This is a genomic window from Undibacterium sp. WLHG33 (genome assembly GCF_049544815.1).
GTDB lineage: Bacteria > Pseudomonadota > Gammaproteobacteria > Burkholderiales > Burkholderiaceae_D > Undibacterium.
This window is the reverse complement of the sequence record NZ_CP186697.1, coordinates 2,576,448-2,601,319: the sequence shown is the minus strand read 5'-3', so window position 1 is coordinate 2,601,319 and position 24,872 is coordinate 2,576,448. Positions and strand designations below refer to the sequence as shown.

Annotated in this window: 22 protein-coding genes, 1 tRNA gene and 1 riboswitch; of the genes, 6 read left to right on the top strand and 17 right to left on the bottom strand. The window is 50.4% G+C overall.

Translation table 11 applies throughout. The annotated features are described in order from the left end of the window. Nucleotides 1-116: 116 nt before the first annotated feature. The gene (glnA, locus tag ACOTSW_RS11930; RefSeq protein WP_423679306.1) at nt 117-1,532 is read right to left on the bottom strand and encodes a type I glutamate--ammonia ligase; all 1,416 of its coding nucleotides are present in this window, start codon (nt 1,530-1,532) and stop codon (nt 117-119) included. A 440-nt stretch (nt 1,533-1,972) separates the two neighbouring features. Here glnA and ACOTSW_RS11925 point away from each other — a divergent pair, with 440 nt between their 5' ends. The 3 genes from ACOTSW_RS11925 to ACOTSW_RS11915 all read left to right on the top strand — a co-directional run bounded on the left by ACOTSW_RS11925 (nt 1,973) and on the right by ACOTSW_RS11915 (nt 4,707). Next, entirely contained in the window at nt 1,973-2,437 is a 465-nt protein-coding gene (locus ACOTSW_RS11925; RefSeq protein WP_423679305.1) for a rhodanese-like domain-containing protein, read from the top strand. An 88-nt stretch (nt 2,438-2,525) separates the two neighbouring features. Next, nucleotides 2,526-2,615, top strand: a tRNA-Ser gene (locus ACOTSW_RS11920). A 223-nt stretch (nt 2,616-2,838) separates the two neighbouring features. Then, on the top strand, nt 2,839-4,707 hold the full coding sequence (locus ACOTSW_RS11915) for an AI-2E family transporter (RefSeq protein WP_423679304.1): 1,869 nt from the start codon (nt 2,839-2,841) through the stop codon (nt 4,705-4,707). A gap of 161 nt (nt 4,708-4,868) precedes the next feature. On the opposite strand, the gene ACOTSW_RS11910 is transcribed toward ACOTSW_RS11915, so the two are convergent. Beyond that, entirely contained in the window at nt 4,869-6,452 is a 1,584-nt protein-coding gene (locus tag ACOTSW_RS11910) for an isocitrate lyase (protein ID WP_423679303.1), read from the bottom strand. A 435-nt stretch (nt 6,453-6,887) separates the two neighbouring features. Here ACOTSW_RS11910 and ACOTSW_RS11905 point away from each other — a divergent pair, with 435 nt between their 5' ends. The 3 genes from ACOTSW_RS11905 to ACOTSW_RS11895 all read left to right on the top strand — a co-directional run bounded on the left by ACOTSW_RS11905 (nt 6,888) and on the right by ACOTSW_RS11895 (nt 9,694). Beyond that, the gene (locus ACOTSW_RS11905) at nt 6,888-8,030 is read left to right on the top strand and encodes a glycosyltransferase family 9 protein (protein WP_423679302.1); all 1,143 of its coding nucleotides are present in this window, start codon (nt 6,888-6,890) and stop codon (nt 8,028-8,030) included. Nucleotides 8,031-8,209: 179 nt separating this feature from the next. Next, nucleotides 8,210-8,863 carry a DUF4272 domain-containing protein gene (locus ACOTSW_RS11900; RefSeq protein WP_423679301.1) on the top strand — a complete coding sequence of 218 codons (654 nt, stop codon included), beginning with the start codon at nt 8,210-8,212 and terminating at the stop codon, nt 8,861-8,863. A 120-nt stretch (nt 8,864-8,983) separates the two neighbouring features. Next, nucleotides 8,984-9,694, top strand: coding sequence for a tetratricopeptide repeat protein (locus ACOTSW_RS11895; protein ID WP_423679300.1), 711 nt, complete (start codon nt 8,984-8,986; stop codon nt 9,692-9,694). Between the two features lie 143 nt (nt 9,695-9,837). Here the strand turns inward: ACOTSW_RS11895 and ACOTSW_RS11890 are convergent, their stop codons facing one another. The 15 genes from ACOTSW_RS11890 to ACOTSW_RS11820 all read right to left on the bottom strand — a co-directional run bounded on the left by ACOTSW_RS11890 (nt 9,838) and on the right by ACOTSW_RS11820 (nt 24,857). Next, complete coding sequence (locus ACOTSW_RS11890; RefSeq protein WP_423679299.1) at nt 9,838-10,584, bottom strand: hypothetical protein; 747 nt, start codon at nt 10,582-10,584, stop codon at nt 9,838-9,840. 118 nt (nt 10,585-10,702) lie between these two features. Then, entirely contained in the window at nt 10,703-11,482 is a 780-nt protein-coding gene (budA, locus tag ACOTSW_RS11885; protein WP_423679298.1) for an acetolactate decarboxylase, read from the bottom strand. 155 nt (nt 11,483-11,637) lie between these two features. Continuing rightward, nucleotides 11,638-13,089, bottom strand: a complete 1,452-nt coding sequence (locus tag ACOTSW_RS11880; RefSeq protein ID WP_423679297.1) for a cobyric acid synthase — start codon at nt 13,087-13,089, stop codon at nt 11,638-11,640. Nucleotides 13,090-13,172: 83 nt separating this feature from the next. Further along, on the bottom strand, nt 13,173-14,021 hold the full coding sequence (locus ACOTSW_RS11875; RefSeq protein WP_423679296.1) for an ABC transporter substrate-binding protein: 849 nt from the start codon (nt 14,019-14,021) through the stop codon (nt 13,173-13,175). Continuing rightward, a complete protein-coding gene (locus tag ACOTSW_RS11870; RefSeq protein ID WP_423679295.1) occupies nt 14,018-14,941 on the bottom strand; it encodes a cobalamin-binding protein in 924 nt (307 codons plus the stop codon). The genes ACOTSW_RS11875 and ACOTSW_RS11870 overlap by 4 nt, the downstream gene beginning before the upstream one ends. Nucleotides 14,942-14,999: 58 nt before the next feature. Continuing rightward, nucleotides 15,000-16,010: a threonine-phosphate decarboxylase CobD gene (cobD, locus tag ACOTSW_RS11865; protein WP_423679294.1), complete on the bottom strand. Its 1,011-nt coding sequence runs from the start codon at nt 16,008-16,010 to the stop codon at nt 15,000-15,002. Then, the gene (gene cbiB, locus ACOTSW_RS11860; protein ID WP_423682307.1) at nt 16,003-16,950 is read right to left on the bottom strand and encodes an adenosylcobinamide-phosphate synthase CbiB; all 948 of its coding nucleotides are present in this window, start codon (nt 16,948-16,950) and stop codon (nt 16,003-16,005) included. Before cbiB ends, cobD begins: the two co-directional genes overlap by 8 nt. Continuing rightward, nucleotides 16,950-17,519, bottom strand: coding sequence for a bifunctional adenosylcobinamide kinase/adenosylcobinamide-phosphate guanylyltransferase (cobU, locus tag ACOTSW_RS11855; protein WP_423679293.1), 570 nt, complete (start codon nt 17,517-17,519; stop codon nt 16,950-16,952). Before cobU ends, cbiB begins: the two co-directional genes overlap by 1 nt. A gap of 1 nt (nt 17,520) precedes the next feature. Then, a complete protein-coding gene (locus ACOTSW_RS11850; RefSeq protein WP_423679292.1) occupies nt 17,521-18,822 on the bottom strand; it encodes a cobyrinate a,c-diamide synthase in 1,302 nt (433 codons plus the stop codon). Then, nucleotides 18,816-19,460, bottom strand: a complete 645-nt coding sequence (gene cobO / locus ACOTSW_RS11845) for a cob(I)yrinic acid a,c-diamide adenosyltransferase (RefSeq protein ID WP_423679291.1) — start codon at nt 19,458-19,460, stop codon at nt 18,816-18,818. Before cobO ends, ACOTSW_RS11850 begins: the two co-directional genes overlap by 7 nt. Nucleotides 19,461-19,466: 6 nt before the next feature. Then, nucleotides 19,467-20,228 carry an ABC transporter ATP-binding protein gene (locus ACOTSW_RS11840; protein ID WP_423679290.1) on the bottom strand — a complete coding sequence of 254 codons (762 nt, stop codon included), beginning with the start codon at nt 20,226-20,228 and terminating at the stop codon, nt 19,467-19,469. A 19-nt stretch (nt 20,229-20,247) separates the two neighbouring features. Beyond that, the gene (locus tag ACOTSW_RS11835) at nt 20,248-21,267 is read right to left on the bottom strand and encodes a FecCD family ABC transporter permease (protein WP_423682305.1); all 1,020 of its coding nucleotides are present in this window, start codon (nt 21,265-21,267) and stop codon (nt 20,248-20,250) included. A gap of 262 nt (nt 21,268-21,529) precedes the next feature. Beyond that, complete coding sequence (locus tag ACOTSW_RS11830; RefSeq protein ID WP_423679289.1) at nt 21,530-23,386, bottom strand: TonB-dependent receptor domain-containing protein; 1,857 nt, start codon at nt 23,384-23,386, stop codon at nt 21,530-21,532. Between the two features lie 109 nt (nt 23,387-23,495). Continuing rightward, nucleotides 23,496-23,827: riboswitch (cobalamin riboswitch) on the bottom strand. Between the two features lie 64 nt (nt 23,828-23,891). Continuing rightward, nucleotides 23,892-24,242: a PilZ domain-containing protein gene (locus tag ACOTSW_RS11825; protein ID WP_423679288.1), complete on the bottom strand. Its 351-nt coding sequence runs from the start codon at nt 24,240-24,242 to the stop codon at nt 23,892-23,894. 69 nt (nt 24,243-24,311) lie between these two features. Then, nucleotides 24,312-24,857, bottom strand: coding sequence for a histidine phosphatase family protein (locus ACOTSW_RS11820; protein WP_423679287.1), 546 nt, complete (start codon nt 24,855-24,857; stop codon nt 24,312-24,314). Nucleotides 24,858-24,872: the final 15 nt, after the last annotated feature.

The window sequence follows — 24,872 nt, the reverse complement described above, 5'->3', positions numbered from 1 at the left end:
TAGTCAAAAACAGAGGTGTAGTGTATGCGATGCCGCGTATATTCACAATTCCACGTTACGCGCAGTAACAAACAAAAAAAGCGGGGTTACCCCCGCTTTTACAGTCCCCCTTACGATTACAGGGAGTAGTACATATCGAATTCAACAGGATGCGTCGTCATGCGCATACGTTGAACTTCCTGCATTTTCAGTTCAATGTAAGCGTCGAGCATACTGTCGCTGAACACACCGCCACGAGTCAGGAATTCGCGATCTTTATTCAGTGCATCCAAGGCTTCTTCCAGAGACGCGCACACTGTTGGAACCAATGCATCTTCCTCTGGTGGCAAATGGTACAAATCTTTAGATGCTGCTTCACCTGGGTGAATCTTATTCTGTACACCATCCAGACCTGCCATCATCAGTGCAGAGAAGCACAGATATGGGTTTGCCAGTGGATCTGGGAAGCGCGCCTCAACGCGACGACCTTTTGGATTCGCAACGTAAGGAATGCGGATAGATGCTGAACGGTTTTTAGCAGAGTAAGCCAGTTTCACCGGTGCTTCGTAGCCTGGAACCAGACGCTTGTACGAGTTAGTGCCTGGATTTGTGATTGCGTTCAGTGCTTTTGCATGTTTGATGATACCGCCGATGTAGTACAGAGCGAAATCAGACAAGCCAGCATAGCCGTCGCCTGCGAACAGGTTTTTGCCATCTTTCCAGATCGATTGATGCACGTGCATGCCGGAACCATTATCACCAACGATAGGTTTAGGCATGAAAGTCGCTGTTTTGCCGTAGGTATGAGCCACGTTCCAGACAACGTATTTCAGGTTTTGTGTCCAGTCAGCACGCTCTACCAATGTAGAGAATTTTGTGCCGATTTCATTTTGACCAGCGCCAGCTACTTCATGATGATGCACTTCCACTGGAATGCCCAAAGATTCCAGAATCAGGCACATTTCAGAACGCATATCCTGGAAACTGTCGACTGGAGGAACTGGGAAGTAACCGCCCTTGACTGTAGGACGATGACCTGAATTGCCGCCTTCCAGTTTTTCACCTGTTGTCCATGACGCCTCTTCGGAATCAATCTTGACGAAGCAACCGGACATATCAATTTTCCAGCGCACGCCATCAAAAATAAAGAATTCTGGTTCCGGACCAAAGTAGGCAGTATCGCCGATACCGGAAGACTTCAGATAAGCTTCCGCACGCTTCGCGATAGAACGTGGGTCACGATCGTAACCTTTGCCATCGGAAGGCTCGATAACGTCACACTGCATGAACAATGTGGTTTCTTCCATGAACGGATCGATATTCGCTGTGTTTGGATCTGGCATCAACAACATGTCAGAAGCCTCGATCCCCTTCCAGCCCGCAATAGAAGAACCATCAAATGCATGGCCAGATTCGAATTTATCGATATCGAATGCAGATACTGGCACTGTAACGTGCTGCTCTTTACCTCGTGTATCAGCAAAACGGAAATCAACGAACTTTACTTCGTTATCCTTTACCATCTTCAAAACTTCTGCAGCTGTCATTGCCATGTGAAACTCCTCAAGTAGCGCTAAAAATAAATCGGGGATTACTGAGCCTTCGTTCTGCCATCCTGACAAAAGAAACCTGTCGTTAATTTTCTACCTGCTCAATCATCTGACTGCTCAACTCCGCGAACAATAATAGCAGAAACTATGCCACATTCCAGAATCTGCGAAGCCAGACGTAATTATCCGTAACACTTTGTTTTTTAAAGAACTAATTAAAAACCCTGAAGAAAAGCACCGAATAACGCACCAGAAAAAACAAAATAAACTACAGAAAAAACATATCGCACATTAATAGTGCAATATTTAGCACCATTAATGTGCGAATCTCATTTTGCACTCTATTGGAGCAACAAGTTAAGAGCATGGTATGCAAATGGATATTGCTTCATGCATAATCAGCGATACACCTTTCAAACTCACTGTCTGTACTGGATTTATTTATGTCAAGCAAGGAACTGATCGCATCTGCCCGGCAACGCGCCCTAGAACAATCATTTTCGTACGCCGGTGCATTCACTCCCGTTGAGGCTTTTGAACTATTAGAGTCAGACCCGAACTGCGTACTGGTAGACGTACGCACCAATGCTGAACGTGACTGGGTTGGTAAAGTCGCTATTCACGATAAGCAGCACTATGCGGTGCAATGGAGTCTGTATCCGGGTGGTGCGCAAAACCCTGATTTTTTACAACAGCTGGAAGCCATCATCGCAGATAAAAATTCCGTCATTCTTTTTCTCTGCCGTTCCGGCGTCCGCTCACGCCACGCCGCAAAACTCGCCACAGACAACGGCTACACGCAGTGTTTCGACATCCTGCAGGGCTTTGAAGGAGACAGAGATGCACACGGCCACAGAAAAACCACAGGAGGCTGGTGCGCAAGTGATTTACCATGGATAGGCGCATGATTTATAAATACATTAAAAACCTACTTCCATCCGCCTCAATACTTTGCTAGAATAGCGAGCTTCGCTGATCACGCATTAGCGAAAAGCAGGAGAGGTGGATGAGTGGTTTAAGTCACACGCCTGGAAAGCGTGCGTAGGTTAATCCCTACCGGGGGTTCGAATCCCCCCTTCTCCGCCAAGAATCAGAAAAGCCCTTGACTTATCAAGGGCTTTTTTTTGGCCTGCACTTGTTGCTGAATATATTTCCCATACGATCTTTGCGAGTCAACGCATTCACATCGATTATCTTGCTCGAGCCTTATCCGAGCCCACATTGCACTGGTCTATATATCGCGACACACATTGCATTGACCAGGCAACAGAGATGCTGAGAAATAACATAACATTTCCGGATGAAATCCATGTCTAATTCCCCTACTGTTACGCGATCAACAGCGATGTCACTGGTCAGTCTTGTTTGTGTGCTGGCACTGCTGCATTTCGGGCGGGATGTTTTAGAGCCTATCGTGCTGGCTTCAATGCTGAGCCTGATCATCGCACCGCTGATACGCAGCATGCGTCACATGGGGCTCGGGCGCGTGAGCGCCACATTCGCTGCCATCATTTTCGTCACGACTGGCATTATCGGCATTGGCGTGGTGCTGACTTCTCAGTTAGTCAGCGTCACGACAGAAATCCCTCAGTACAGAGCAGCGATTCAATCGAAGCTGGCAATAGTAAGGCAAATCACAGAACGTCCATTTGCACACATAGAAGCAGAAATGAAAGCTGTGTCATCGAATGGCTTTCCATCGGCCGAAACTGTGTTACAAAACGAAAAAATCTTACCATCAAGCCAGAAACAACCGATTCCAGTTGAGATACGAAAACCACAACCAACCCCGACAGAGACAATCACGCGTTTGCTATCGTCCATTTCCGGGCCGGTAGGAGAAGCCTTTCTGGTACTGGTGCTGCTGATATTCATCCTGCTTGATCATGAGTCTTTACGCGACCGCGCGATCCGGCTCACCGGCCAGAGTGAAGTGGGCAAAACGATCAAAGCGCTCGGGGATGCAACAGAAGGGGTATCACGCTTTTTCTTTTCACAATGTCTGGTCAACACCGCCTTTGCCATTATCATCGCCCTTGCCTTGTGGGCTGCGGGCGTGCCGCATGCGTTTCTGTTCGGAGCCCTGAGCGGTTTATTGCGCTTTGTTCCCTATCTGGGTGCATTAATTGCGGGAGGAATAATTACCTTATTCGTCGCAGCCATTGATCCCGGCTGGACTCTGGCTATCGTCTGTATGGCCTTTTTCGGCGCCACCGAAGTACTGGTGGCCAACTGGGTGGAACCCAAAGTGTATGGGCACAGCTCTGGTCTGTCACCGCTCGCGGTCATGGTGTCAGCGCTATTCTGGGGGGCGTTATGGGGACCTGTCGGCCTGCTGCTGTCAACACCCCTGACTTTATGTCTGGTCGTTGCCGGACGTCATATCAGCGCTCTCGAACCCATCACTATACTGTTTGCTGATACGCCAAATGTGGACGACGCACACCGCTTTTTTCATCGATTACTGGCCGCAGACACCGATGCCATCGTCAGCGATGCTCAGGTATTTTTACGTAAATTCAGCTTTGCGAAATATTGTGATCACATCCTGATTCCGGGACTGGCTTTAGGAATACACGACTTTGAAAATGGATTAATAGAGAAAACGCAGCAAAATAAAATTCGCACCACGATAGCGACGCTCGCGGAAACAGTCAGTCAGGCATCTTATGACAGCGATAAAAAGCACAAACGCCGCTCTATTTCGATGCTGGATGCAAATGTCGGCGCGCATTTACGTCATATGCGTAAAAAACGTCTGGGACGTTGGCAAGGCTCTCTGAATGTGCCTTCACGTTCGGTGGTTTTATGCGCCGGTTTTGACAGCGAACGCGATGATTTACTGAGCGAGTTATTCGTGCTCGCGCTAAGAGAGTCACATATTGATGCGCGCAGTTTTTCGTTCGGTGATCGCCAGGAAGATCCGGGCAAAGATGGTACTGACCTGGTGTCCACTGTTTTTGTCGCCTATCCGCTGGCATCCACCCTTGCAGCATGGATACCCATAGTTCATGAACTCCGGAGCTCGCTTCCACACGCGCTGATCGTCACCATACGCCTGCTCTCTGAGGAACATCTGGCAGAGCAATCTATCGTGAATCAGCATGTCGATATGGTGTTACGTTCATTCGAAGAAGGGCTTGCATTCGTCGCACCGGACAGAGCCCCCTTACATTAAGTTTTTGTCCTGTATCTGCGCGAATTCGCGCTATGACTATAAAAGCAAAAAGCGTAAGTTACACATAGAATGCTTTCCCATAGAAAAACCCTGAAAACCGCTATGCAATTTTCAGGGTTGGTTTTCACTACATTAGCGAGCAGATGGCTCGCCAATCAGTTTTATGAGAACTGATTCATAGTGTTGTCTTTACCAGCTGCTTTCAGTGCTGCTTCACCGCTGAAGTAATCTTTGTGATCATCGCCGATGTCGGAGCCAGACATGTTCTGATGTTTTACGCATGCGATGCCCTGACGGATTTCTTTACGCTGAACACCAGCAACGTAACCCAGCATACCTTGGTCACCGAAGTATTCTTTAGCCAGATTGTCGGTTGACAAAGCAGCAGTGTGGTAAGTCGGCAAAGTGATCAGATGATGGAAAATACCTGCTTCGCGCGCTGCATCAGCCTGGAATGTGCGGATTTTCTCATCAGCTTCGATCGCCAGTTCGGTGTTGTCATACTCAACACTCATCAGCTTAGCGCGGTCGTAAGCAGAGACGTCTTTACCTGCTGCAACCATGCGATCGTAAGCTTGCTGACGGAAGTTCAGTGTCCAGTTGAACGATGGGCTGTTGTTGTAGACCAGTTTCGCATTTGGAATGACTTTACGGATTTCTTTAACCATGCCGCCGATCTGAGCGATATGTGGTTTTTCAGTTTCAATCCACAACAAGTCTGCGCCGTTTCGCAGAGATGTGATGCAATCGAGTACGCAACGTTCTTCACCTGTACCAGCGCGGAACTGGAACAAGTTACTTGGCAAACGTTTAGGGCGCAGCAGTTTGCCATCACGTTTGATCACAACGTCACCATTCGCCATGGATTCAGTCGACACTTCTTCAACATCAAGGAAAGAGTTGTATTTGTCACCCAGATCACCGGGTTCACGTGTCACAGCGATTTGTTTTGTCAGACCAGCACCCAGAGAGTCAGTACGTGCAACGATAATGCCGTCATCCACGCCGAGTTCCAGGAATGCGTAACGAATCGCACGGATTTTCGCGAGGAAATCTTCGTGAGGAACGGTCACTTTACCGTCCTGGTGACCGCATTGCTTTTCATCGGAAACCTGATTTTCAATCTGGATACAGCATGCACCAGCTTCAATGAACTGCTTTGCCAGCAGATAAGTCGCTTCAGCATTACCAAAACCTGCATCAATATCAGCGATGATAGGTACTACGTGGGTCACGTGGTTATCGATTTGTTCTTGAATTGCTTGTTTAGCCGCGCCTTCCGCTGCATCGAGCTGACGGAACAAACCACCCAGTTCACGTGCGTCAGCCTGACGCAGGAATGTATAGAGTTCTCTGATCAGATCGGAAACTGCCGTTTTTTCATGCATAGACTGATCTGGCAATGGACCGAATTCAGAACGCAATGCAGCGACCATCCAGCCAGACAGGTATAAGTAACGACGATCAGTGCTGTTGAAGTGCTTCTTGATAGAAATCATCTTCTGTTGACCGATGAAACCATGCCAGCAACCCAGAGACTGAGTGTATTTGGAAGGATCAGCATCGTAGTTAGCCATATCCCGACGCATAATTTTCGCAGTGTATCGTGCAATGTCGAGACCAGTTTTGAATTTATTCTGAGCGCGCATACGTGCAGCGTATTCAGGATTAATCGCATCCCAGGCGCTACCTTGTGTTTCTTTCAGTGCAGAAACGGCTTTAATGTCGTCTTGATACTGTGACATATGAATCTCCTAGAGAAGTAAAAAAAATTTAATGAAGCAATAACGAAACAATATCGTGCGCCGCCCTATCTGTTCGGAATCGAACCGGTAAAACAGCAGGTTAAAGCAAAACTGTATGGGTTAATGATAGACCATTTAGGAAGCCAAGCCAACTCTTATATAAGACATATAACTTAAATTTTATCTTTTATATTCAATAACTTAAATTCATATTTTTGCTATATGAAACATGTTTTCAGAAAATGAGATGAAATATCTTGAGTCGCCCCAACTTTAATTTCACACTATGGAATGAGATTTCGCATTAATGTGTTCGCTGCTCTGGCACCTTACCGGGAACATTTTTCCCATCGGCAACGGAACCAATTTCTTCCAACTGTGTCAAACTGTAACTAAACAGCTACAATTCCACCATCTGAAAAGCATCACCCTTTCATGTCAACGCAACAAATCCCTGCTGATCTGCTCAAAAAAACAAAAAAAATATTATTTATCGCTCCGCTCGCTATCGGTGACTTCAGCTATTTACAAAATTCCTTTAAAGCGTTTTCCGAGACGTATCCACACATAGAAATGCATTTGTGGATCGATGAATTACGCAGGACGCGCGACGAGCGTCAGTGGCCTTATCTGGAAAAATATGCGTTGTATGACTGGGTCGGCGAATGCGAATTATTCAACAAGGTGTATCGCCGCACATACAGTCCTGCGTTACTGACAGAAAGTATCGAGGAAGCGAAAGATGAGAACTATCCCATCGTAGTTTCGCTATCAATCCTCCGTCCCCATCAGTATGCCTCGCTGGCGCGCAGACTCAGTCCGGATGGCTTCATCATCGGGATCAAAAATCCAGTCAGTCTGCTGCGCCCGCATCATCTTTTTGCATACAAAAAATTAGATGCCACGATTCTGGAAAACCGTTTTCAGGGGCAGCAAGTGCACATCAGCACAATTTATGCAGACTGGTTTTATCAGGCATTTGGCATTGAAAGCAAAGAAACGGAGCGCTTCCCTTATGTGAACATTCCCAAGCAATGGTTACAACAAGCACGCTTTCAATTAGAGGAATGGGGCTTCGATAAAACGAAACATCAGGTCGTCTTCATTAATCCATTTGCCAAAATTAATAAACGCTGCTGGCCACTGCCCAAAGTCGCTGAATTAATCAAAGCCATGCAAAGAATGAAGAGATGGCGTAATGCTTGTTTTGTTGTCAGTGCACCGCCAGAAAAACTGGCTAAGACGCAGGCAACTTTAAAACAATACAACCTGAAAAATACTCAGTTTTTTTCAGCCCAGGAAAATTTCTTTCAACTACCGGCGATGCTGAGCTGGTGCGATCTGATCATCTCTGTTGAGACTGCCGTTATGCATCTGGCCAATGCGGTACATGTACCGGTCATCGCACTGATGCGACAAAAAAACCCCGAATGGGCACCCTTCGATCAGGTTAACAGTCAGGTTATTACATCAAGTCATCGCCGCGACTGGGTCGATGCTATCAGCGTCAACGAGGTGCTTGCTCAACTGACGGATACAAATAGCGCTGAAGATCAGGAAGAAGTAAGCACCTTCTGATGCATCTGTTCAGCTCATTATTAACTGCAGTGGCGTAACGTTTGCGTACGCCCGGGTCTGCCTTTGACGGGGGAGATGATGTCTGCCAGCCAAACCAGAAACCGGGCGGTCATGAGGAACAATCATAAACACCGGCGCAGCACTGTTACAATCTCAGACCTTTTCAATTTTTGTCTGTTATGAAATCTCCGGAACTGCGTAAAGAGTTGTCAGAACTGACGCTGCACAAACGTGGCATACGCATCAATCTGCAATTACCACTCATCGAGAGTGAAGATGAAATTCAATTGCGCAGTAATGAAGACGTTTTTCAACGTCTGATCGCACTAACTGCAATCTGGCAACTACAACAAGCATCACAAAGGTCCGATGTAATCGATGTCATTCATACGCAGCAGCTCGATTCGTATTTTTCCGAAAATGAACGCCGACTGATGCTGGAGAACAATGCTGATCCGGCGATACCAGCTAATGCAATGTCTGCGGATGCTCTGCATTTTCTGGCCTGGTGCAGCGGCATACAAAAAGCCATAGGTATGCCCGATGGGTGCTATAAAGAAGATGTCGCAGAACTATTGTGGAAACAAATTGTCCGTAATCCTGACAGTCTCCGCTCGCAGATACATTTGCAATCTAAAACGGTCTTACTTGACTGGGCCGATCTGCTTTATCGCATGCACTGGGCAGTACGCCACGCCCACATTACTGGCAAACCGATACCTGGCCGTCTGAATGCTGTGGCGGTCCATGAATGGCATAAAGTGGTGAACTGGCTGATTCAATACGATGATGAAAATGACTGGGATAAGGTCAGCACGGAAACGGCAGGCTGAATTCAGGGCGGATTCAGATTATATGAAGAATGTTTAAACACGGTCGCAAAGCCAAAATAAAACCGACTAAAATAGCGTAGTCTGTATCCGCTATTGTCTCCGTTACTTCAAGGCTTGCATATGAATTCGCGCCCTCTCAAGCTCCTCGTTACGTTCTCTTTCATCACGTTGTCCGGATTCACAGTACAAAGTGTTTGTGCCGGTGATTTTGAAGACGGTGTCACTTTGTATGAGCAGCAGGAATTTACCGAAGCAGCGAAGTTCTTTCAGGCAGCTGCAAACAAAGGCAATGCGGATGCCCAGTTTAACCTTGGACTGATGTATCTGAACGGCGAGGGTGTTGAGCAGGATTATCAGAAAGCACGTGCGTTGTTCCAGCAATCGGCAGAAAAAAATAACGTGCGCGCACAGGTCAATCTCGCACGCATGTATGCCAAAGCGAAAGGCGTCGCTCCCGATTATAAGACTGCCGTCGTCTGGTTCACCAAAGCTGCCGAACTCGGCTATGCTGACGCGCAATACAGTCTGGGTGTTTTGTATGTGAATGGTCACGGCACACCACTCGATTATAAGAAGGCCCGCGAACTGTTTGAACTCGCCGCTGAACAGAATAATGCCAGCGCACAGTACCAGCTCGGCCTGCTGTATTTCAAGGGAAAAGGCACACGCGTTGATCTGACTGAAGCCTATAAGTGGCTGACGCTTGCGGGAGATTATGAAGATGCTGCACTCTATCGTGATTACGTCGCAAAAAAAATGACTAAAGCTCAGATCGAAGAAGCACAAGCGCTGGCGGACGATTGGAAACCAAAAAATACCGTGAAAAAGTAATTGGTTCCACAGATTAACCTATTACTCCGGTAAGCCCTGTTTGCTTTGCCAAGCCCGGCTTCATTGGTCGCAACATCAATGCGCTGAAATGCGCTCGCCCCCGTTAATCTCAACGTTCCCCTTCCTATGAGAGATGCCTGCGATTATTGTTTGACGGGTTCAAACATAATCACAGCATCATCACTCCAACTCTGCTCATGCAATGGCACTGAATAACGCTGACCATCGGCGGTTAATGTCAGCGCCATCCTGCGTTCGCCAGACACCAGTGTGGCAGCACCGCTTTTAAACGGTGAGGAATAAATGACTGTGATCATTGATGAATGACATGGGCCGCCAGCCGCACGAAACATATTCCGCCGCAGGAACGGCAACTCATCGTATTCGACTGCCCAGCGTATTTCGCACTCCAGACGCAGGTCGCCAAGGCGGCGCGTGTTGGCAGTCAATCCGGCGCTGCGAACTTCCGGCCGCCAACGAAAGCTCCCCTTCTTCTGATTCGTCAGCAAATCGGCATTATCGGCTTCCGCTTTTTTATCACGCGGTAAGGTGAAACCGCCATCGTTTGCAACCGGAATCGGTATTGAACTGTCGTCGCTGACGATACGCAGGCCAACATCATGCAGACTGGCATCTGGCTTCTGAGGAATTAACAGGAAACGAAAGACAGAACCAGGGGCTTTTGACAGGTGAGATTCGTAAGCGTTTAAACCCTTGAGTAATTGCCGGTAAGATTTCAGTTCCGGGTCGCGGGTTGCTGAAATCTGCACCGATGATGGCGCGACTTCATCAGGATTTGTCGCAGGAATTATCGCCGGTTCCGAGGCCTGCACCGACGCGATGACTGACCCGACACAGACTCCCGTCATCCAAACAGATAATTGACGCATTGCTTACCCCAGGCAAAAGAAAAAAATGAGTGTAATGCAATTCCGTCTGATCTATTGCATGAAACACAAGGTATTAACTTTTGCACCCAAAGGTATCGTCAGATCAAAACACGATGTTTTACTCCCGGATTTTTTCGACTGCGTGTAATTCCTGTGCCCGGTCTTTAGACTGGTCTGCAGCGATGAATCCTTCTGTATCCGGCACCTGCAATTCAACGGTAGAAATCGTGGCGATTTTTGCCTTGCCTGCCGTCAGCTGCAAGGCAAGCACATGTCCGCCGTGACTGAGGTCGGAAGATAAATAATGCCAGTGATAACCCGGCACATTAAAGCCTTTGACAAATGCAGGGCTGCGAAATCCTATCAATTGCCCTGAGGTGCTGCCAAGTTTAAAAATGGATTGAGTCTTAGTGACTTCAGCCAAAGGTTTGTAAGGTTTCTTTTGCGGATCGATTGCGCGCGTGGTCATCTCCGCAAAATTTCCTTGTATGCGTATCGCATAGAAAGCGTTTTTATTACTCAGACTGGCATCGAGTTGGGCTTCCAGTTCGGCCAGCGTCGCCACGCCTGCCAGGCTGATTTCTTTCGTCGGCTGAAAATATGTCACAATCGCCAGCGGAGAAAGTTCTTGCGGTGGCACGATTTCGACTTTGCCATTGCCCTTCGCTTTATAGAACACGCCGTCGATCAGTATCATCTCGCCATCGACACGGTTATATGTACCGATACCGAAATCACCGTGTCTGGCTAATTCAGCCACGGTAATATTGCCGTCATACGCACCGGCAAGCAAAGCATCGATTGTTGAATACTGAAATAGCCGCGCATCAGACGCATACGCAACCGAGGTGGAAAAAGATAAAGCCAGAACAAGCGGACACAGAAATCGTAAAGGCATGATAGTGAGAGCGAATAGTAGAGTGAGAAGTCATTAAGTGTCGGCAACAGCGAGCATGCCGTCGGCATAAATACCGACAGGTAAGATGCTCATTATGCGCATGAAGACCACAAACTCACAATCCTTTCACCAGCTGTGGTCGTCACTCCTTCCGGCTATAAGGCGCGCAAAGCGTCGAGTAGCGGTATGCAGGCATCCGCTACGCGCTCAATGCTCTGTTCGCGTAATGCAGACAAATCAACGACCGCGTCACTTTGCAGACCCGCCCATGCCAGCAAGGCGCTGCACGCTTCCGGGTGGTCAAATAATCCGTGCAGATAGGTGCCGAGTATCAGATCATCCGGCGAGCGAGCGCCCTCGTCCTCGCCATCCAGGTGAAACGCGGGCAAGGTTTCATTGCTGGCGTAAGTCAGTCCCATGTGAATTTCATAGCCCTGCACTGCTGCCGGTGCGCCGTCTGCGGCAAACCCGAAAGCACAGCGACCACTGACCTGCTGCAGCCGTTTTTCCTGCGTCAGCTCGGTTGTGATATCCAGCAAGCCAAGACCATCCGAATCGCCTGGAGCACCTTCGACCCCATGCGGATCGCTGATGATCTGTCCCAGCATCTGATAGCCACCGCAAATGCCTATCACTTTGCCGCCGTAGCGCAGATGTTTTTCCAACGCTTGCTGCCATCCCTGTTGCTGCAGAAACGCCAGATCGGCACGGGTATTTTTACTGCCGGGCAAAATAATCAGATCAGCAGGCGGGATAGCATGATCAGGGCCGATAAACTGTAAATCCACATCGGGATGCGCGCGCAAGGCATCAAAATCCGTGTGATTGGAAATACGCGGTATCGCAGGTACGATGATGCGGAATTTTCCGCTACTTTGTTGTGCTGATTGTATCGCATCTTCGGCGTCCAACTGTAAGCCATGCAGATACGGTAAGACAGCGAGCACAGGCTTGCCAGTCTTTTGTTCCAGCCATTCCAGCCCCGGTTCCAGCAAGCGGATATCGCCCCGAAAACGATTAATAACAAAGCCAACAATGCGCTGTTGCTCGGATTCAGATAAGCACGCCAGCGTCCCGATGAAATGGGCAAAGACACCGCCGCGATCAATATCTGCCACCAGTATCACCGGGCAATCGACCGCTTCAGCAAATCCCATGTTGGCAATATCACGATCACGCAGATTCACCTCCGCCGGGCTGCCAGCACCCTCAACGATAATTGCATCATATTGATTTTGCAGTCGCTGATACGACTCCAGCACAGCCCCCATCGCGATCGTTTTGTACTGATGGTAGTCACGTGCATCCATGTCTGCCCGAACCTTGCCATGAATGATGACTTGCGCTCCGGTATCAGAGGATGGCTTCAACAACACAGGATTCATATCGGTATGCGCAGGCACACCGGCGGCGATGGCCTGCAAAGCCTGGGCACGCCCGATCTCGCCGCCATCAATCGTCACGGCGCTGTTCAGTGCCATGTTTTGCGGCTTCATCGGCGCCACCCGCACACCGTCTCGCTGCAACAAGCGACAGAGCGCCGCAACCACCGTACTTTTGCCCGCATCCGAGGTCGTGCCCTGTACCATTAAAGTAGAAATCTGCATACGACTATGCTTTCTCAAAAAGTTAAGGCAGACACAAAGAAAAACGAGAAGATGAAAGAACCGCTCTGTTCATTTCCACGACGTTAAGTCTCGACCGCCGGGATGAGTGGCGAACGTGTTACAGACAATGTTTGCGAGGCCTGCCACTCCGCAATCAGTACATGCAATTGCAGAAGTCCGTGCAGGATTGCCGAAGGCCCCGGCGAGAGTATGTCTGCCGATTTGATTTCCAATACCCGCCCATGACGAACAGCCGGAATCGCATCCCAGCCTTCGCGTGTAACCACACTGTCCGGCCGGAATTTTTTTCCGCACCATGAGCCGATAATGATATCCGGCGCGCGTCGAACCACTTCGGCCGGGTCAGCAATGATGCGCTGTCTGGCGCTATGAAAACCGGCCAGATCGGCAAACACATCGTCGCCACCGGCAATCTGTATCAACTCAGATACCCAGCCGATACCGGACATCAGCGGCTCATTCCACTCTTCAAAATAAACCTTCGGTCTGTGCGTCCACTGCGCAGCCTGATGGTGGATAACATCGATTTGCGCCTGCAGTTCTGCGATCAACTGCGCACCCTGCTCCTGTTTCCCTACCAGTGCAGCTAACACTTTGATCATGTGCAGAATACCTGCAACATGATGCTGATTGAACGCATGGACTTCAATACCAGCGCTGATCAGTTCGCGCACAATCTCGGATTGCATATTGGAATAGGCAATCACCAGATCGGGCTTCACCGCCAGTATCCGCTCAATCTGCGCAGAGGAAAAACCACTGACCTTGGGCTTCTCATCACGGGCACGCGCTGGTCTTGTGGTGTAACCGGAAATACCTGCGATGCAATCTTCTGCGCCTAGCGCATATAAAACTTCCACGGCTTCGGTAGATAAGCAGGCGATACGCTCAAACAAAGGGGCTGTATTCATTTTTTTCCTTGTGGTGGTATCACGGCCTTGTCGCGTTTTTGTCGCGCTTGATCCAGCGCTTCACATATCGCTTTAGCGCCATCAATAATCCGTGGGCCGGATCGGTTCACCAGATCGCCATCGATCAGTACCAGATTATTGTTTTTTGCGGCCAGCAACGATGTCATGCTTTTCCATTGATCAATACCATTTGAAGCCTGATTGCGGCTTTCCGCACTGATTAATACTTCCGGATTTTCCTGCAATACGGCTTCAACGCTGACGACAGGTGCGGTCACATTCAGTTTGCCAAAAATATTTTCACCGCCGCAGACACGTATCGCATCGCTGACAATATGCTTATCATTGAGCGTATACAAAGGCTTGTGCCATACCTGATAAAACGTCCGTACTTTCGCTTTTCCCTGATACTGCGCACGCAGTTGCTGCAACTGCTGGCGGAAATCGTTCGCTGAAAGTTGTGCTGCTTTTTCGGTACCAAGCAAACTCCCGAGTTTGAGGATGGTGTCGGGAATCTGTTCCAGCTTTTGCGGATCGCTGAAAAAAAATGGCACGCCCGATTGTTTCAACACTTCCAACTGGCGCTCAAAAGCACCGTGCATCCAGATCACCAGCAAATCAGGTTTCATCGCCATAATGCGTTCCAGATCAAACTGCCGGTTATCGCCTATGCGCGGAATCTCTTTTGCTGCTGCGGGATAATCACTGTATTTGACTGTGCCTATAATTTTGTCACCTGCACCTGCAGCAAAAATCAATTCAGTGACATGCGGTGACAGACTAATCACCCGCTGTGCCGGCTTGGCTAAACTGACAGTATGACCAAGGTCATCCGTCACACTGATTGCCGCCTGCGCCGATGTGGCCAACAGCAGGGTAACGATACCCGATATGAAAAAACGACAGAAAAATATGTTCATATTCTTACCCTCTTTTTTGCTCTCTTTTTTGTCTTATTCTTGTGACTGACATGGGCGGTCATCTCCGGCTCGTCCATTCAGCGCAAGCCAGTTGCAAACGCTGCCACCCGGCTTCATTTGCAGGCAAGCCAAAACGCACGCCATGCGGCCTGAGTACGCCCGCCTCAAACCAGCGTAGCCAGATACCGCGTTCAGCCATGAAATGAAACAGTGCCTCGCTTTGCTGTTGTAAGTGCTGGTCACAGATCCACTGAAATAAATCCGTGCCGGAACATTGCCAGTTCTGTTGCATCAACAGGCAGCGCAGACGCTCACCTTCATACTGTAAAAGCAGCCTTTGATCTTGCTGCCAACCCGTATCAGATAAAGCTGCAAGCGCAATTTGTTGCGCCGGGCCACTGATAGTCCACGGGCCCAGGTAATTCGCCAGACGTTCCAGCAAGGAATTGCAGGCTGCGACGAAACCAAGCCGGATACCAGCCAGACCAAAAAACTTGCCGACGGACCGCAAGACAATCAAACCCTCACGCTGTGTGTGTGCTGCGACACTGATGTCCGGCAGGGTATCGGCAAACGCCTCGTCCACAATCAGCCAACCACCGCGCTGAGCCAGTTGTTCAGCCCATTGCAGAAGTTGCGCCGGGGCGATCACCTCACCAGTAGGATTATTTGGATTACACAAGACGACCACATCGGCATTTGCCACTGCGTCGTGCAAATCCTGATAACGGGTTTCGCTGACTGTATGGTCGGCCTGTCGCCACTGATAGGCGTGCTCGGCGTAAGAAGGAGCAGACACCACCACCCGCGAGAGCGAACGCAAACGCGGTAAGGCCTGAATTGCGGCCTGGCTGCCAGCCACCGCTAACATACGCGGAGCACCGTAAAAGTTTTGCGCCGCGTTGATTAATTCGTCGGAATACTCAGGCAATCTGTGCCAGGCGTTTGGCGCAAGCACAGGTGCCGGATAGAAATGAGGATTAATGCCGGTCGATAAATCCAGCCAGTCATCGAGCGGGCGAGAAAATATGCGTGCTGCATCACGTAAATTGCCGCCGTGTTTAAGCATATAAAATCCCGCTAAAAAACAATGCGATCAGGATGACGATGCCCAGCCACAGCAGAGTGCCGCCAAAAACCAGTTGCCATGCACGTTGAATATCCGACGCTGCCGCAAGTTTTCCTTTGCCTAACAGTGGACGGTTTTCATTCTCACCATCGTAGCGGGCATTTCCGCCCAAAGTCAGATGCAGCGCACCGGCTCCCACTGCCATGACAGGACCCGCATTCGGACTGGGCCAGCGTGATGCCTGCTGCTGCCAGCATTGCAAGGCCAGGCGCGTGTTGCCAAGGATGGCATAAGTCAGCGCAGTCAGGCGTGCGGGCAGCCAGTTCAAACTATCGTCAATACGTGCCGCGACGCAGCCAAAACGTAAAAACCGGCTGGTACGATAACCCCACATAGCATCCAGCGTATTTGCCAGACGATATAAAACGGCACCAGCGCCACCCAGCAGCATAAACCAGAACAAGGTACCGAATACTGCATCACAACCGTTTTCCAGGACCGATTCAACGCTGGCTTTGGCCAGATATTCTGCATTCGCATCATCGGTATCGCGACTAACGATATACGATGTCAGCCTTTGCGCGCTCGCGATATCACCATCCTGCAGCGCTTGTTGTATCGGTAAATTGTGGTCGCGTAAGCTGCGCAGGCCGAGGCAAAAATACAGCAAAATGCCGTGCAAAACAGGAGCCAGCCAGGTCGTGTAATGATGGGCGAGCAACAACGTCAGCAGGGTCAACAACACGAACGGCAGCACGACCAGCAACCAGGCAACGGCCCCAGTCCAGCGGTTTGCCGATGCGCGGTTCAGGCTTTGTTCCACCCGGTTTGCCAGATGCCCGAAGCCCACCAATGGATGCCATTTTCTGACTTCGCCGAATGCCATATCCAGCGCGACACCGAACAGCAAACACAAAGCGGTCGTCAAACCGGTCATCATCAGCATGCAGCCCCCTTCAAAAACAAAGGCAAGCCCGCCGCGACCCAGGCGACATTGTCACAGCTGGCGGCCACGGCCTGATTCAAACGCCCGGCCTCATCAACAAACCAGCGTGAAATCGCCCCCATCGGAACAATGCCCATACCGACCTCATTCGACACCAGAATAACGTCGCCCGCTGCCTGCTCCAGTGCGTTAAGCATGTCGCTCCTTTGTTCCGCGAATAATGCTGGCGGTGTAATCTGACCGACCTCAGGAAATTCGGTATTGTCCGAAAATAGTAAATTCGACAGCCAGACAGTCAGGCAATCAATCAGCAAGACGGTTCCGGGCTGGCTGTATATCCGTATCGCCGTACCCAGTGCTGTTGTCTGCTCAAGGGTGAGCCAATCCGCCGGACGGCGGCTTTGGTGATGCGCTATCCGTTGTTGCATCTCACTGTCGGCTGCCGTTGCGGTTGCGAGGTAAATGACCTGCTTGCCGCCATTCGCAGATAGACGACACGCCAGTTGCTCTGCATACGCACTTTTACCTGAACGGGCCCCGCCAAAAATCAAACTGAGACTCATCTCAATCCCTTAAAAACAAGCGCGCGGCGGCGATCGGGTTTGAAGCAAAATAAGCGTGGAAATACGAGGCATACAGCTGCCCACACTGATAAATCGCTTCGCCCTGATCGCTATCGGAGTAATGCGCATTTTTGATGGTGTGCGCGACTGGATGCAGCGACGTTTCGAAGCGCGAATAATGAAAAGTGTGTCCACGTAAATCGCCGTCAGAAAAATGCCATGCCTGCGCACCGAGCGCTGCCAGCTTTTTCTGCATATGCACTTCGCCACTTAGTAAACCCGCCATCGTCCAATGCTGCCCGTCCTGATCGACCAATCCGTCGGTCAGCGCCATCATGCCGCCGCACTCGGCCAGTATCGGCACACCGGCAGCATGTGCGGCCCTGACCGATGCTGTCCAGCACTGCGCAGCGCTGAGGGTAGCCGCGTGTAATTCAGGATAACCACCGGGCAGATACAAGGCGTCGGCTTGCACAGGAACAGGTTGATCGGCAAGCGGAGAAAAAAACAGTAATTCAGCGCCCAGCATACGCAACGTATCCAGATTGGCGGCATAGATAAATGCAAATGCGGCATCACGGGCAACCGCAATTTTTTTGTCTGCCAACAAGCGAGGAATCGCAACAGGATTAGTCTGCTCAAACTGTGTCTCAGGCAAGGCATCCCATGCCTGCATATCGAGCTCCAGCTGTTCTGCCATGGTATCGAGTATGGCATCGATTTGTCCGACTTCATCCGGCAGTACCAGCCCCAGATGTCGCTCAGGCAGCACTTCAGCCTGACGCTGCAGACATCCGAGCAAAGGAATATCACGCATCGCCGCGGCCACCATTTTTCCATGTCCGGCAGAGGCGACCCGGTTAGCGATCACGCCTGCCAGATGAACCGGGCCGAAGTCGCGCAAGCCCAGCGCCAGCGCCCCCACAGTCTGCGCCATCGCAGCAACGTCCAGCACCGCAAGTACCGGCACGCCGAAAGCACGCACCAGATCGGCGGAAGAGGGACGTCCATCATACAAACCCATCACGCCTTCAATCAGAATCACATCCGCTTCCAGCGCTGCCTGCGCCAGCTTAGCCTGCGATGCTGATTGGCCCACCATCCACAAATCAAGTGAATAAACCGGGGCGCCACTGGCACGCTCCAGAATCATCGGGTCGATAAAATCCGGCCCGGTTTTAAAAACTCTGACGATCTTGCCCTGCCCACGCAATTTGCGGGCAAGCGCTGCCGTTGTTGTTGTCTTTCCTTGTCCGGACGCAATCGCAGATACCAACACCACTTTTGCCTGAGCTATCACCATTCAACTCCTGCTTGCGCGACGATGCCATCTTTAAACGCATGTTTCACGACATTCATCTCGGTCACGGTATCCGCAATCGCTATGAGTTCCGGTAATGCACCGCGACCGGTAACGACCACGTGCTGCATTTCAGGACGAGCATCCAGATCGGCAATCACCGTATCAAGATCCAGATAATGATATTTCAACGCAATATTGAGTTCATCAAACACCACCAGGCCGATGCTGGGATCACTCAGAAATTTCTTCGCCTGCGCCCATGCGACCGTCGCTTTTTCAATATCACGATCACGATTCTGCGTCTCCCAGGTATACCCCTCCCCCATCGCATAGAACTCGACTTCATCAGGAAAACGACGCAGAAAAATTTCTTCTCCGGTTGACATCGCGCCTTTAATGAATTGCACCACGCCGACTTTCATGCCATGCCCTAATGCGCGCATCACCATCCCAAATGCGCTGGAACTCTTACCCTTGCCATTGCCGGTATGAATCAGCAATACACCTGTCGTACGCTGGGCTTGCTGAATTTTTTCATCCATCAGCGCCTTCTTGCGTTCCATGCGGCGCTGATGGCGGGTGTTGATATTGTCGCTTTCGATGGCTGATGCAATCGGGGTAGTGGGAGTCTCGCTCATATTTATTTAATTTTTCGGAATAAAAAGTATCTGACCATGATGCTCGAAACGTTCAATCGGATAACCGAGACAAGCGCCGAGTTGTTCGGCAGTCAGCATGTCGGCCGCACTGCCAGCCAGCCACTGGCCATCGCCCATCAACAGCAAAGCATGACTGGCAATGCGTTGGGCCAGATTCAGATCATGACTGACCATGACGACGGACTTATTTTTTTCGCGGCAACAGCGCGACATCAATTGCATGACACTAACCTGATGCGCAAGATCGAGTGCGTTTGCAGGTTCATCCAGCAGCATCAGTTGCGCATCCTGCGCCAGCAAAGCGGCGATCGCGACACGCTGACGCTCTCCACCTGACAAGCTACGGACATCGCGTTGCGCCAGATCGTCAACGTCCAGTTCGCGCATCGTATCTAAAGCAATCTGTATGTCATCACCGGACTCCCAGTAATGAGCATCGTGATAGGGATGGCGTGCGCTCAATACCGTTTCGATCGCTGAATAACCGAACGCATCAACGCGGGATTGCGATAAAAAAGCGCGTTCACGTGCAAGCTCTGCCAGCGGCCAGGCCGACAGCGATTTGCCATCTAAAAAAATGTCGCCGGATTCCACCGGGCGCAAGCCTGCCAGCGTGCGTAACAAGGTACTTTTGCCGGCACCATTACGGCCAATAATGCACCAGCATTCGCCCGCGTTTACCTGCCAATTCAGCTCTTGCACCAGCAGGCGTTTTCCTGCAGTTAAATTCAAATGATGGGTTTTCATCGTTATCGTCCCATTCTCGTTAGCGGCGGCGCAACTGATGCAACTGCAACAAAAACACCGGCACGCCGATGACGGCGGTAATTACCCCCACCGGCAACTGCTGTGGTGCCACCACGGTACGCGCAATCGTGTCGGCAAGGACCAGAAAACTGCCCCCCGCCAGCGTTGTAGCTGGGATCAATAAACGGTGGTCTGGCCCCAGAGCAAAGCGACATGCATGCGGCATAATCAGCCCGACAAATCCTATACTGCCGGCAGTGCTGACCGCACTGGCGGTCAGTAAGGCCGAACATAAAAATAAGAGCTGGCGCAAACGTCCGATATTCACGCCCAGCGTACTGGCGACATCGGCATGCATCGCTGCAATATTGATCGCACGCGCATTTCGCATCGCAAACAAAAATACGCCAGCGCCGACCACCCAAGGCAAATAGCGCGACTGCGCCCCGGATAAATCGCCTATCATCCAGAACACCATGCCGCGCAAACGGCTGTCGGGTGCTACCGACAACATTAAGGTAATCAATGCACCGCAACCGGACGCGACTATCACGCCGGTCAGCAATAACACGGGCGCGCTGCCATCGCTGCTGCCGCTGCCACGGAAATCACGATAAGCAAGGCCGAATAAGAGCAAGGCAACCGCAAGCGCCCCGCCGAACGCAGCCAGATCAACCATCCAGAACGCGCCATAGAATAAGATTGTGGCCAGCGCACCGACAGATGCTCCGCCGGAAATGCCCAGTACATAAGGATCTGCGAGGGGATTACGCAACAAGGCCTGCATCATGACGCCGGACAAGGCAAGCGTGGCACCGGTGATGAATCCTGTGAATGCACGCGAAAGCCGCAATTCGAGCAAACTTGCAGCCAGCGAATTGGCGGGGCCGTGCATCAGCTCCATCGCCGCATCGGCGAGATCGGAAAAGCTCAGCGCAACAGAACCAGTGAGGCCAGCAAATACAATACTGGCGAAGGTGAAAAACAGCAGAAAACCAAATATCAGACCGGCATGTTGCTTCGCCCGGCTTGCAGGCATTAAGCCGTCCTGCATCGGTTGCGAACTGAAAAAACGAAACTTGTTGCGCATGTACAGCCCGATTAATTTAAATTAGGACTGACGCAAAATTGTCCCAGCAAGGCATAGCGACGAAGACAGTACGAATAGTACGACTAGGCGCCATAACACCGCTGGGGCGGTTTTGCGTAAGTTCTATAAATAAAATCTGTGCCCGCATTCGGACACAGATTCTTCTTCATGTTGAATACCGCTTTAATGCATGATTCAATTTTTGCTTTGATTATTTAAAGCCGTAATTCAATCCGACAAAGACACTCGATCCTGCAGTTGCGTAATTTTTCGCCAGCTCGTAGTCTTTGTTCAGCGCATTATTCCAGCGACCAATCAGCGACAAATTTTTTGCAACTTCATACGTGCCGTAAATATTCAGCAGGCCGTATCCCGCCAGCGTCTTTTTGTTTGCGACATCGTCGAAACGGTCACCGGAAAACACGGTTTCTGCGCCGATTTTGGCTTTCGCTATGGTGTATTCTGCCGCCAGCGAACCATGTTTTTTGGAGCGACGGGCAAGCCGCAAGCCGGTGGTATCGTCTTTCGGGTCCTGAATATCGACAGAGCCACGCAGACTCCAGTCACCGATGCGGGTGTTTGCGCCGACGGTCAGTCCGGACATCGTGGCTTTGTTCACGTTGTACGCACAACCGTAAGGATGACCTTTGACGTCCACAGGGCAGGTATTCGTGCTGACGAGCAAATCAGTCGCCTTGTTCTGATAAAAAACGGCACTCAGCTGCGTATCACCGAACTCATAATAAATACCTGCTTCGGCATTTTTTGCCTGCTCGGGCTTGTTTGATGCAACGCCATACCCCGGGTAATACAACTCGTTAAACGTCGGTGCGCGGAAACTGCTGCCATAACTGGCGTTCACACGCCACGCATCATTCAGTTTATATCCATAAGCGATACTGCCTGTGGTGTGGGAACCATAGACTGAGCTGCGATCATAGCGAAAGCTCGCACTCGCCAGATGTGCCTCATGTTTCAGGATATAAGATGCAGCAAGAGAATCCGTTTTACGCTCACCATTGAGTGCCGGGGTCGTTGCATATACGGTTTCTTCGCGGCGCTCTGCCAGCAATTGCAGCACGTCTTTACCAACACGGATATCGTTCTGGAACGTGGTCAGATTCTGCACTGTGTCGATCTGACTCTTACCGTAAGAGGCATCGGTAAAACCTCTGTCTGCTGACTGCGCAACGGTCAGAGATGCAGTCCAGATATCATTGATCCGCCCCTTACCAAAAACAGAGATCGTTTCTAAATTCTGTACATTGTAATCATCATATCCAAGACCGGAATCAAACTGAGCGTGTAAGCGACTTTGTAAAAACTTGGCACCGAACCCGAGGTCTTTGCTGACTTCGTAATCTGCGCGCAGACTGACACTGTCGAGTTTGTAGCCGTCTTTGTCGGGGTTGTAGGAATAGATACCGGCGCCCGGTTTGGTTGCGGAAAAACCATCATCTTCGTCATGCGCCACATTCAGCGCCAGACTCAGATTACTGCTGACGGATCCGGAAACTCCGGCCTGCAATTTACGCGTACCGTAACTGCCGGCGCCAACCGAAGCAGTTGCATTCAACGCACCCGGCGTTTTCTTTGTAAAAATGTGAATCACGCCACTCATGGCATCAGCACCATACAGGCTGGACAAAGGGCCATAAACGATTTCAATATGGTCAATCTGACTCAATGGAATCGTCGACCAGCTGGCACCGCCTGTTGTGGAAGAACCAACACGGACACCGTCAATCAACACCAGATTTTGCGTGTTGTTACCACCACGCATAAATACGGAAGAATTATTACCTGGACCGCCATTGCGACTGATTTCTATACCGCGTTGTTGTTGCAGCAGATCGACGACGGATGCAGCGCCTGATTGTTGAATTTGCTCGGCAGTGATCACGACATTGTCGGCGAGAACATCAATTGCGGCCTGTGGCTGACGAGCAGCAGTGATAATCACGCTCGATGCGGTGGCAACAGAAATTGATTGAGCAAGCGCAGACGATGCTGGAAATGCGGCGGCCACGGCAAAACCCATGGCAAGAGGTTTGAATACAGAGTTCATGATTTAGAAATAAGGAGGCATACAGCCAACTTCCCCGTAGGCTGTATTCAACAAAGTGAACGTCTGAGCTTTCCGCACGGTTCATGCCGTTGCTGAAAGTCGCAGCTGTATCACTTCACTTATTCTGGCCGGTATCCGGGCTGACAAGTATCACCATCTGACCTTCCCATGCATCAACGCACAGTGGTATTGGAAAATGGCTGGCCGTATCTCTCGTATTTATCGTAACAAGGTCGCGATAATCAACAGAAAGAAATACAGCAACTTGTACACCGTTGCGGGGGCAGCACACTCTTGCTTTTCATCGTGAAATTCCGCAATCTGACTTATGCCGTGCGACTTACGCACACAGATTGACGGACAACTCCGGAATTACATCGTGTTTCCCGTTTAACTGCAGACATGAACATGTCCACGAGCACCAAAACCCCGCCATTCTATCGGCAGATGACAAGTCGGGCAAGGATGGGGATGAAAACAACATTACTGCGAATGCAAGATGCGCTTACAAGGAAGCGAACTTATTTGCTCTGGAAATCCAGGCATTGACGAGCTCATTATGCAAATCAGACATATTTGTCAGATGCATGCCGGCATGATAATGGCCACCGGTCAGAATGATATGCCGGACTGCTCCTTTACACGCGACACGGAAAATATCGTTGCTGTTGGTGATACCGGGAATTTCTATCATCATCGGATAGCTTCGTGTCAGCTGCAGACTTTCCTGACACTGAAGTAACACACCCTCACCGGAAATATTCACTGCCCGGCACAACAACAAATGGCCATCCGGCATCCTGATGCCGCAACGCCAGCTCACATTGATACGCGGGGCTCGTCTGAGTTCTATCATAAGAATAATGTCACCGGATAATGCGCAACAGGTTTTCCGGACTCCGACTGGAAAACCAACGTTCATATCCTACATGACAATATTAACATCCATGCAACAACCATAAGAAAATTCGTCTCTGCTCTGTGCCGCCCGTTGCGCGATGCTGACACTTTCAAGGCCGTGCTCCCATGCAGAGATGATTTTAATGACGCCAGCATGGCAGACAATCACCGCTTCCGGTTCCGCTGTCGCATGTAACTCCACCAGAAATGCAATCACTCTGTCAGTCATCTGCACAAGATTTTCCTGTTGCCCGGGACGATAATGAACAACATCAGCAGCCCAGGCATCAATTTCTGCGCGTGAAATCAAATCCCAAGCCTGCATTTCCCAATGACCAAAACCCAGCTCCACGATACGGGCATCGGTACGTGGTGCCGGATGCAACAATTCGGCCAGCTTTGTACAACGCTGTAAAGGACTGGAGTACACAGGGACATGCGATGGCCAGCGTTGACTCAGGCGGGTAGCGAGCGACGTGCAATCGGACAAATCAACTGCAACATCCGACTGACCATAGCAAATACCGGGAGCAATCAGCGGCCGGGTGTGACGTATCAAATGCAGCAGCATCGTCTCCGGACAAAT

Excerpts from the sequence above, each read along its gene's own strand:
- glnA (WP_423679306.1), bottom strand. The coding sequence starts at position 1,532 with ATGGCAATGACAGCTGCAGAAGTTTTGAAGATGGTAAAGGATAACGAA.
- ACOTSW_RS11925 (WP_423679305.1), top strand. The coding sequence starts at position 1,973 with ATGTCAAGCAAGGAACTGATCGCATCTGCCCGGCAACGCGCCCTAGAA.
- ACOTSW_RS11915 (WP_423679304.1), top strand. The coding sequence starts at position 2,839 with ATGTCTAATTCCCCTACTGTTACGCGATCAACAGCGATGTCACTGGTC.
- ACOTSW_RS11910 (WP_423679303.1), bottom strand. The coding sequence starts at position 6,452 with ATGTCACAGTATCAAGACGACATTAAAGCCGTTTCTGCACTGAAAGAA.
- ACOTSW_RS11905 (WP_423679302.1), top strand. The coding sequence starts at position 6,888 with ATGTCAACGCAACAAATCCCTGCTGATCTGCTCAAAAAAACAAAAAAA.
- ACOTSW_RS11900 (WP_423679301.1), top strand. The coding sequence starts at position 8,210 with ATGAAATCTCCGGAACTGCGTAAAGAGTTGTCAGAACTGACGCTGCAC.
- ACOTSW_RS11895 (WP_423679300.1), top strand. The coding sequence starts at position 8,984 with ATGAATTCGCGCCCTCTCAAGCTCCTCGTTACGTTCTCTTTCATCACG.
- ACOTSW_RS11890 (WP_423679299.1), bottom strand. The coding sequence starts at position 10,584 with ATGCGTCAATTATCTGTTTGGATGACGGGAGTCTGTGTCGGGTCAGTC.
- budA (WP_423679298.1), bottom strand. The coding sequence starts at position 11,482 with ATGCCTTTACGATTTCTGTGTCCGCTTGTTCTGGCTTTATCTTTTTCC.
- ACOTSW_RS11880 (WP_423679297.1), bottom strand. The coding sequence starts at position 13,089 with ATGCAGATTTCTACTTTAATGGTACAGGGCACGACCTCGGATGCGGGC.
- ACOTSW_RS11875 (WP_423679296.1), bottom strand. The coding sequence starts at position 14,021 with ATGAATACAGCCCCTTTGTTTGAGCGTATCGCCTGCTTATCTACCGAA.
- ACOTSW_RS11870 (WP_423679295.1), bottom strand. The coding sequence starts at position 14,941 with ATGAACATATTTTTCTGTCGTTTTTTCATATCGGGTATCGTTACCCTG.
- cobD (WP_423679294.1), bottom strand. The coding sequence starts at position 16,010 with ATGCTTAAACACGGCGGCAATTTACGTGATGCAGCACGCATATTTTCT.
- cbiB (WP_423682307.1), bottom strand. The coding sequence starts at position 16,950 with ATGATGACCGGTTTGACGACCGCTTTGTGTTTGCTGTTCGGTGTCGCG.
- cobU (WP_423679293.1), bottom strand. The coding sequence starts at position 17,519 with ATGAGTCTCAGTTTGATTTTTGGCGGGGCCCGTTCAGGTAAAAGTGCG.
- ACOTSW_RS11850 (WP_423679292.1), bottom strand. The coding sequence starts at position 18,822 with ATGGTGATAGCTCAGGCAAAAGTGGTGTTGGTATCTGCGATTGCGTCC.
- cobO (WP_423679291.1), bottom strand. The coding sequence starts at position 19,460 with ATGAGCGAGACTCCCACTACCCCGATTGCATCAGCCATCGAAAGCGAC.
- ACOTSW_RS11840 (WP_423679290.1), bottom strand. The coding sequence starts at position 20,228 with ATGAAAACCCATCATTTGAATTTAACTGCAGGAAAACGCCTGCTGGTG.
- ACOTSW_RS11835 (WP_423682305.1), bottom strand. The coding sequence starts at position 21,267 with ATGCCTGCAAGCCGGGCGAAGCAACATGCCGGTCTGATATTTGGTTTT.
- ACOTSW_RS11830 (WP_423679289.1), bottom strand. The coding sequence starts at position 23,386 with ATGAACTCTGTATTCAAACCTCTTGCCATGGGTTTTGCCGTGGCCGCC.
- ACOTSW_RS11825 (WP_423679288.1), bottom strand. The coding sequence starts at position 24,242 with ATGATAGAACTCAGACGAGCCCCGCGTATCAATGTGAGCTGGCGTTGC.
- ACOTSW_RS11820 (WP_423679287.1), bottom strand. The coding sequence starts at position 24,857 with ATGCTGCTGCATTTGATACGTCACACCCGGCCGCTGATTGCTCCCGGT.